The organism is Cyanobium sp. HWJ4-Hawea (genome assembly GCF_024345815.1).
In the GTDB taxonomy this organism is placed as follows: domain Bacteria; phylum Cyanobacteriota; class Cyanobacteriia; order PCC-6307; family Cyanobiaceae; genus Cyanobium_A.
Window position 1 is genome coordinate 21,290 of record NZ_JAGQBV010000028.1, and the last position, 7,722, is coordinate 29,011.

At 60.9% G+C, this 7,722-nt stretch carries 10 protein-coding genes; 5 read left to right on the plus strand and 5 right to left on the minus strand.

Annotated elements, in window-relative coordinates; translation table 11 throughout:
• Nucleotides 1–11: 11 nt before the first annotated feature.
• From hemE to KBY58_RS07815, 3 genes are all read left to right on the plus strand, one after another.
• Nucleotides 12–1,070 (plus strand): uroporphyrinogen decarboxylase, encoded by a 1,059-nt coding sequence (hemE, locus tag KBY58_RS07805; protein WP_255003801.1) that lies wholly within the window; start codon nt 12–14, stop codon nt 1,068–1,070.
• Nucleotides 1,067–2,095, plus strand: a complete 1,029-nt coding sequence (locus KBY58_RS07810; RefSeq protein ID WP_255003802.1) for an NAD-dependent epimerase/dehydratase family protein — start codon at nt 1,067–1,069, stop codon at nt 2,093–2,095. Before hemE ends, KBY58_RS07810 begins: the two co-directional genes overlap by 4 nt.
• Before the next feature lie 98 nt (nt 2,096–2,193).
• The gene (locus KBY58_RS07815; RefSeq protein ID WP_254933422.1) at nt 2,194–2,535 is read left to right on the plus strand and encodes a c-type cytochrome; all 342 of its coding nucleotides are present in this window, start codon (nt 2,194–2,196) and stop codon (nt 2,533–2,535) included.
• Nucleotides 2,536–2,589: 54 nt separating this feature from the next.
• Here the strand turns inward: KBY58_RS07815 and KBY58_RS07820 are convergent, their stop codons facing one another.
• The gene (locus KBY58_RS07820; RefSeq protein ID WP_254933423.1) at nt 2,590–2,820 is read right to left on the minus strand and encodes a hypothetical protein; all 231 of its coding nucleotides are present in this window, start codon (nt 2,818–2,820) and stop codon (nt 2,590–2,592) included.
• 77 nt (nt 2,821–2,897) lie between these two features.
• On the opposite strand from KBY58_RS07820, the gene KBY58_RS07825 reads away from it, so the two are divergent.
• Both KBY58_RS07825 and clpB read left to right on the plus strand, forming a co-directional pair.
• A complete protein-coding gene (locus tag KBY58_RS07825) occupies nt 2,898–3,182 on the plus strand; it encodes a hypothetical protein (protein WP_255003803.1) in 285 nt (94 codons plus the stop codon).
• 115 nt (nt 3,183–3,297) lie between these two features.
• Nucleotides 3,298–5,928, plus strand: coding sequence for an ATP-dependent chaperone ClpB (gene clpB / locus KBY58_RS07830; protein WP_255003806.1), 2,631 nt, complete (start codon nt 3,298–3,300; stop codon nt 5,926–5,928).
• Here clpB and KBY58_RS07835 read toward each other — a convergent pair.
• From KBY58_RS07835 to KBY58_RS07850, 4 genes are all read right to left on the minus strand, one after another.
• The gene (locus tag KBY58_RS07835) at nt 5,900–6,157 is read right to left on the minus strand and encodes an AbrB/MazE/SpoVT family DNA-binding domain-containing protein (protein ID WP_255003815.1); all 258 of its coding nucleotides are present in this window, start codon (nt 6,155–6,157) and stop codon (nt 5,900–5,902) included. The two genes, clpB and KBY58_RS07835, sit on opposite strands and share 29 nt — an antisense overlap.
• A 141-nt stretch (nt 6,158–6,298) precedes the next feature.
• Nucleotides 6,299–7,096, minus strand: coding sequence for an IS3 family transposase (locus KBY58_RS07840; RefSeq protein WP_315858046.1), 798 nt, complete (start codon nt 7,094–7,096; stop codon nt 6,299–6,301).
• A gap of 32 nt (nt 7,097–7,128) precedes the next feature.
• Nucleotides 7,129–7,320, minus strand: coding sequence for a transposase (locus KBY58_RS07845; RefSeq protein ID WP_255003807.1), 192 nt, complete (start codon nt 7,318–7,320; stop codon nt 7,129–7,131).
• 239 nt (nt 7,321–7,559) lie between these two features.
• On the minus strand, nt 7,560–7,722 hold a 163-nt coding region (locus KBY58_RS07850), incomplete at its 5' end, for an ATP-binding protein (RefSeq protein WP_255003818.1).

Consider the following 7,722-nt stretch of genomic DNA (forward strand, 5'->3'; position numbering starts at 1 on the left):
CCTTTTTAACCATGACCGGAACCGCCCCCCTGCTGCTGCGCGCCGCCCAAGGTGAGCAGGTGGAGCGGCCGCCGGTCTGGATGATGCGCCAGGCGGGCCGCTACATGAAGGTTTACCGGGATCTGCGGGATCGCCATCCCGGTTTTCGCGAGCGCTCGGAAAACCCCGATCTCTCCTATGAGATCTCGATGCAGCCATTTCGCGCCTTCAAGCCCGATGGCGTAATCCTCTTTTCCGACATCCTCACCCCCCTGCCAGGCATGGGGATTGATTTCGACATCGTCGAGAGCCAGGGGCCCCTGATCCAGGACCCCATCCGCACCATGGCCCAGGTGGAGGCCCTGCGCCCCCTCCAACCGGCAGAGACCATGCCATTTGTGGGTGAGGTGCTCAGCCGCCTACGGGAGTCGGTGGGCAATGAAGCCGCCGTGCTCGGCTTTGTGGGTGCCCCCTGGACCCTGGCCGCCTACGTGGTAGAAGGCAAGAGCAGCAAGAGCTATGCCGTTATTAAGCAAATGGCCTTCCGGGAGCCAGCCCTGCTGCACCGGCTGCTCGACCACTTCGCCAACTCGATCGCCACCTACCTGCGCTACCAGATCGACTCCGGAGCCCAGGTGGTGCAAATGTTTGATTCATGGGCAGGCCAGCTCAGCCCAATCGACTACGACAGCTTCGCCGCTCCGTATCAGAAGAAGGTGGTGGATCTGGTCAAGCAAACCCACCCCAACACCCCCTTCATCCTCTACATCTCAGGCAGCGCAGGCGTGATCGAGCGGATGGCCCGCACCGGTGTCGACATCGTTTCGCTCGACTGGACCGTGGACATGGCCGAGGGCCTGGCCCGGTTGCCCGAGCATGTGGGCGTGCAGGGCAACGTTGATCCCGGGCTGCTGTTTGGTACCCCCGCAGCAATCCAGGAGCGCATCGACGACACGGTGCGCAAGGCCAGGGGCCGCAAGCACATCCTCAACCTCGGCCACGGCATCCTGCCCGGCACCCCCGAGGAGAATGGCCGTGCCTTCTTTGAGGCTGGGAAAACGGTGATGGAGCGCCTCGGAGCATTGGCTTGAGCGGCCCCCAGGCCCGGATCCTGATCACCGGGGCCAGCGGTTGCGTTGGCCAATACATCGCCGAAGAGCTCTACCGCCACAGCGATGCCGAGCTGCTGCTGCTGTTGAGGGATCCAGCCAAACTCCAGGCCATTCCCAGCCAAGACCCGAGGGTCACCCTGCTGGTTGGCGATCTGCGGGAGCTGGGTGTGCACGCAGACGCCATCGCCTCAGCCACCCGCATCATTCATACCGCCACCGCCTGGGGCGATCCGGTGCGGGCCCAGGCCGTGAATGTGGATGCAGTTAAGGAACTACTGCGGCTCGCCAATCCCCAGGTGCTGGAGCAGGTGATTTACTTCTCCACCGCCAGCCTGCTCGATCGGAACCTAAAACTGCTGCCAGAAGCCCAGGCCCATGGCACCGAATACATCCAAACCAAGGCCATTTGCCTAGGGCAGCTCGAGCAGCATGGGCTGGCCGAAAGGGTGGTGGCGATCTTTCCCACCCTTGTTTTTGGGGGCAGGCTGGGGGAAGCGGGGCGGCCCAATGGGGGAGATCTCCATCCCACCAGCTACCTAACAGCGGGCCTCAAAGAAGCGGTGCGCTTCATGGGCCTGGCCAAGTGGCTGCGCACCGACGCCAGCTTCCATTTCATCCACGCCGCAGACATTGCCAAGGTTTGTGCCCACCTGGCCACTACCCCCCACCAGGCCAACCCCGAACCGGGCCAGGGGCCAATCCGCCGGCTGGTGCTGGGCCAGGCAGCCGTGACGGTGAACCAAACCGTGGCCAGCCTCTGTAGGTGGCGCCGCAGCTGGTATCCAAGTTTCGGCCTGGATCTCAAAGGCTGGCTGATCAATGGCCTAATCAAGTTTTTACGTATTGAAATCACCCCCTGGGATCTCTTCTCAATCCGCTATCGCCACTTCATCCACCAGCCCATCAGTCCGCCGGAGCGTTTTGGCCTCGTGAGCGCCGCCCCAACCCTGGAGGCGGTGTTTGAGATGGCGGGTCTGCCCAGGCGCGGGAAAGTCAGGGGCTAGCTCGGGCGATCTAAATGTTTCGAAGCACCTCGGATCCCATGCACCGGCGCCAACCAGGCCTTAATTTCGATGGGTTGCCTGCCTTGATGCGCCCTCCCATGCGCCGACTCTTCTCCTTGATTGCCCTTTGCCTAGCCCTCGTGCTGGGCGCAGCTCCTAGCTTCGCGGCTGACGCGGCCCATGGTGGCCAAATCTTCTCTGCCAACTGCGCCGCCTGCCACATGGGTGGCGGAAACGTGGTTAACGCAGAACGGACCCTCAAAAAAGAAGCCCTCGAGGCCTACCTGGCCAACTACAGCAGTGGCCCTGAGGCTGCCGTGGCCTACCAGGTGACCAACGGTAAAAACGCCATGCCTGCCTTTGGCGGCAAGCTGAGCGCCACCGACATCGACGATGTGGCCGCCTATGTGATCGAAATGTCTGGCAAGGGCTGGTCCTGAGACTTGAACGTTTTTGATTGCTAGCCCCGGCTCCGGCCGGGGCTTTTTTATTGGCTAACTATCCAGCTGGCGACGGGCAGCCAAAACGGCCAGGTAGAGGTCTTCCGGCACCTCGCGAATGTCGTATTCGCTGGGCAAAACCCCATGGACATGGCGGTGCACAGCCATCCAGCAGTTGCGCTCCAGATCCTTGGCCGTGGCATCAAATTCCCGGGAAGCCTCGGCCAGTAGTTCAACCAATGCCCCTTGCTTGCCTCCAGATTCATCTAATCCAGGTTTCTCCATGGCAGCCTGCTTAGGTGTCAGCGCCCCGAAGCCGGGGCAAAGTGGATCGAAGGATGGATCAAAGCATGACTGGGCCCTTGCGAGCGCAAATTACACTGCCATTGCTGATGCTGGCCACCATGGCGCTGCCGGCCACCATGGTGCCGCAAGCCCTAGCCCAGGAGCGGATGGCTGGCAGCTGCCCATTGGTGGTGACGCCCCAGAACTCCTTGCTGCAACCAAAACGCATTAACCCAGCCCAGGTGAAGGCAAAAAATGCCGGCGGCTGCCTTTCGCCCGCAGATGCGATCTACGGAACAAATGGCTGCCCACTAAAGCTTTGCGGCGCCAATGCCGGCGTAATCCCCCTAACCAGCAACTAGGCAGATCAAGGGGCCCTCACCGGTTTGCCCCCAGGCAATGTTCGGTCGCCCGGCTTAGGCCCCAGGGGAACTGGCCATAGTTTTGGTGCAGCACTCCGAACAAGGAGATCCCCCCATGCATCCCACCGCCGAACTTTTTACGGAGAAAGCCTGGGCCGCCGTAGTTGGCGCCCAGCAGCTGGCCCAACAGAAGCGCCAGCAGCAGATGGAAAGCGAGCACCTGCTCGCTGCACTGCTGGGTCAACAGGGCTTGGCGGGTCGGATCCTGGACAAGGCGGGAGTGGACGTGGGCACCCTCAGCCAAAAGGTGGATGCCCACGTCGCTGCCCAGCCCAGCCTTAGCGCTGCCCCCGACAACGTCTACCTGGGCAAGGGCCTTAATGCCGTGCTGGATCAGGCCGATGCCCTCAAGGGCAGCTACGGCGACAGCTTCATCGCCATTGAGCACCTGCTGCTGGCCCTGGCGATCGATGATCGCTGTGGCAAACAGCTGCTTTCCCAGGCCGGGGTCAACGCCGAAAAACTTAAGGAGGCCGTCGCAGCAATCCGAGGTAGCCAAAACGTGAACGATCAAAATCCAGAAGGCACCTACGAATCCCTCGAGAAATACGGCCGCGATCTCACCGCCGCCGCCCGGGCGGGCAAGCTCGATCCGGTGATTGGCCGCGATGAGGAGGTGCGCCGCACCATCCAGATCCTCAGCCGCCGCACCAAGAACAACCCCGTATTGATTGGCGAACCTGGGGTTGGCAAAACGGCGATCGTGGAGGGATTAGCCCAGCGGATCGTCAATGGTGACGTGCCCCAGGCCCTCCAAAATCGCCAACTCGTATCCCTGGATATGGGGGCCCTGATCGCGGGGGCCAAATACCGGGGTGAATTCGAAGAAAGGCTCAAGGCAGTGCTCAAGGAGGTCACGGCATCCCAGGGCCAGATCGTGCTGTTCATCGATGAGATCCACACCGTGGTGGGGGCCGGCGCCAGCGGTGGTGCCATGGATGCCAGCAACCTGCTCAAGCCGATGCTTGCCCGAGGGGAACTGCGCTGCATTGGTGCCACCACCCTCGATGAACACCGCCAACACATCGAAAAAGACCCAGCCCTGGAGCGCCGCTTCCAGCAGGTGTTCGTGGACCAGCCCACGGTGGAGGACACAATCTCGATCCTGCGGGGCCTGAAGGAGCGCTATGAGGTGCACCATGGGGTGCGCATCGCAGACAACGCCCTGGTGGCGGCCGCCGTGCTCAGTAGCCGCTACATCGCCGATCGCTTCCTGCCGGATAAGGCCATCGATTTGATGGACGAATCTGCTGCGCGGCTGAAGATGGAAATCACCTCCAAGCCAGAGCAGATCGACGAACTTGATCGCCGGATCCTGCAGTTGGAAATGGAAAAACTTTCCCTGGGCCGGGAATCAGATACGGCAAGCCGCGATCGGCTCGAGCGCCTGGAAAAGGAGCTGGCCGACCTAGGCGAGCAGCAGAGCGCCCTCAATGCCCAGTGGCAAAAGGAGAAGGGTTCAATCGATGAGCTAAGTGCAGTTAAGGAGGAAATTGAGCAGGTCCAGCTGCAGGTGGAGCAGGCCAAACGTAATTACGACCTCAATAAGGCCGCCGAGCTGGAATACGGCACCCTGGCCGAATTGCACAAAAAGCTGGCCGCCAAGGAGGCGGAGCTCAATTCCGCTGCAGGCGAGGCGGGCCAGGGCAAATCGCTGCTGCGCGAAGAAGTCACCGAGGACGACATCGCCGAGGTGATTGCCAAATGGACTGGCATTCCAGTGGCCAAGTTGGTGCAGAGCGAAATGGAGAAACTGCTCCAGCTTGAGGATGAACTGCACACCCGGGTGATAGGCCAAAGCCAAGCCGTAACGGCAGTGGCCGATGCGATCCAGAGATCTCGGGCAGGGCTAAGTGACCCCAACCGGCCGATTGCCAGCTTCCTCTTTTTGGGTCCCACCGGTGTGGGCAAGACCGAACTCTCCAAGGCCCTGGCCACCCAGCTATTCGATAGCGAGGAGTCGATGGTGCGCATCGACATGAGCGAATACATGGAGAAGCACGCCGTTAGCCGCCTGATCGGAGCGCCCCCTGGCTATGTGGGCTACGAAGAGGGCGGCCAGCTAACAGAGGCGGTGCGGCGCAGGCCCTATGCGGTGATCCTGTTCGACGAGGTGGAAAAGGCCCACCCCGATGTGTTCAATGTGATGCTGCAAATCCTCGATGACGGCCGCGTCACCGATGGCCAGGGCCGCACGGTGGACTTCACCAACACGGTGCTAATCCTCACCAGCAACATCGGCAGTGCCTCGATCCTGGATCTGGCCGGGGATCCGGCCCGCCATGGCGAGATGGAAACCAGGGTCAATGAAGCCCTAAGGGGCCACTTCCGCCCCGAGTTTCTGAACCGGCTCGATGAAACGATTATCTTCCACAGCCTTAGGCAGGAGGAACTGCGCCAGATCGTTGAGCTGCAGGTGGGTCGCCTAGCCCGCCGGCTCGAGGAGAAGAAACTGGTCCTGGAGCTCAATGCCGATGCCCTTGATTGGCTTGCCGCAGTTGGCTACGACCCGGTCTACGGAGCCAGGCCCCTAAAGCGGGCCATCCAGCGCGAATTGGAAACGCCCCTCGCCAAGGGCATCCTGGCTGGCCAATTCACTGGGGGCCACAGCATCAGGGTGGATGTGGAGCATGGGCGCTTGCGCTTCATGCAGAGCACTACTGCCCAGCTATTGGTGGTCGCCTGAGTCTCAAACCTTCTCGATCAGTTCCACGTCGCGAAGCCCTCTTGCGTTCGAAGGTGTTATCGCCATATAGAAAGCCACGGAGCGCAGCAGGGGGTTGACTTGGCAACAGCGCAATGCGTCCGGGTAGGGCGATGACCTGGAGCTGCTGCCCCGGGCACAGCCCAAACTGCTCGAGCGAGCGCTTGGGAATGACGACCTGAAACTTCGGCGAGACGGTTGAGACATCCATTGTGAAAACGTATTGAGAATTTTTATCGATGCCGACAGGCCAATTCACCGGGAGGTCTCGTCACCTGTTGGTCAGAAATTCCTTACATAAGTGAACCTGACGTGACCCCCTTCATTGGTCCATTCGGAATGAGAGGGGTGGTTATGCAGCAGCTGGTTGAGCTGCCTCCAGGGGTGTACGCCCCTGGAGGGCCGAATGGGGCCTCAAAGTGTTGTACTCCCAGCGCCAGCGATCAGACAAGGACTGTGTCTCGGCGACATTGGCAAACAGCTCGGTATTGAGGAACTCATCCCTGAATCGGCTATTGAAAGATTCGGCAAAACCGTTCTGCCACGGTGATCCTGGCTCGATATAGGCCGTGGTTGTACCTCTATCCCCACACCACTTCTTGAATGCATGGGCAATGAACTCTGGACCGTTATCGCTACGGATGAACGCCGGGGCCGGGTAGAGGCTGGTGAGATCCTCCAGCACCGCCACCACGTCCTTGGCCTTGCAGCGTCTGCCGACTCGAATGGCCAGACAGAGCCGGCTGTGCTCGTCGATCACGTTGAGAAACTTGAGCCGCCGCCCATCGGCGGTGGCATCGAACTGGAAATCCATCGCCCAGACCTGATGCGGGTGCTCAGCCTGGTGACGGCGTACGGAGCCATCAGACGGCCGGGCCCGCTTCTGTTTTCTAGGGGTGGGGCGCTGTAGGCCCTCCTCCCGCCAAAGCCGGTGCACCCTTTTGTGGTTCACCAGCCAGCCTTCTCTCCTGAGCAAGCGGTAGGTCATACGTCGACCCCAGCGGATGTGCTCAGCCGCTATCTCCCGCAGACGGTGCCGCAGCTTGCTCTCCTGGATATCGACAACCCGGCCGCCATGGCGCTGGGTGCTGCGGTATTGGCCCACAACCCGGCAGGCGAACCGCTCTGAAACCCGGAACAGGGCGCGCAGGGCCTCAACAGCCCTGCGTCGCCGTTCCGGGCTTAGAAGTTTCCCTCGGCGAGCTCCTTAAGCATCGCCTTCTCCAGCTCAGCTTCTGCAAGAAGCTTTTTCAGTCGGCCGTTTTCCTTTTCCAGTTGGGTGAGCCGCTTGGCCTCCTCGGCCTGCATACCTCCGTACAGCTGGCGCCAGCGGTGGTAAGTGGGATAGAACACCTCCAGGGTGTCCAGTGTCAATCAGGTTGATGTGTTGCGTCAATCTGGTTGACCGGAAGACGTAGTTCCTGTGATGCCTCCTGATGGGTGAGAACGCTGTTGGGATGGTGATCGTGTCCAGGCTGTCGCGACGCGTCAATCAAGTTGTGGTTCTGGCGTCAATCTCAAGGCTGGTGGCCCAGTTTTCGTGGCGCCGCCTTACCTCTGCTGGTCTGCAGCGTTGGTGTCGTTGATCGTGACGGCCATGACGCCCGCGTCAATTACACAGGCGGGTCGTTCTGATCGATGGAAACCCTTGCTGCGGCTTGTTTTTGCCGATAGCTCTCGCCTTTGATTCCCACGATGTGGCAGTGGTGCACCAGTCGGTCCACAGCTGCCACAGTCATCGATCCGCTCGGGAAGATCTGATCCCACTCCCTGAAT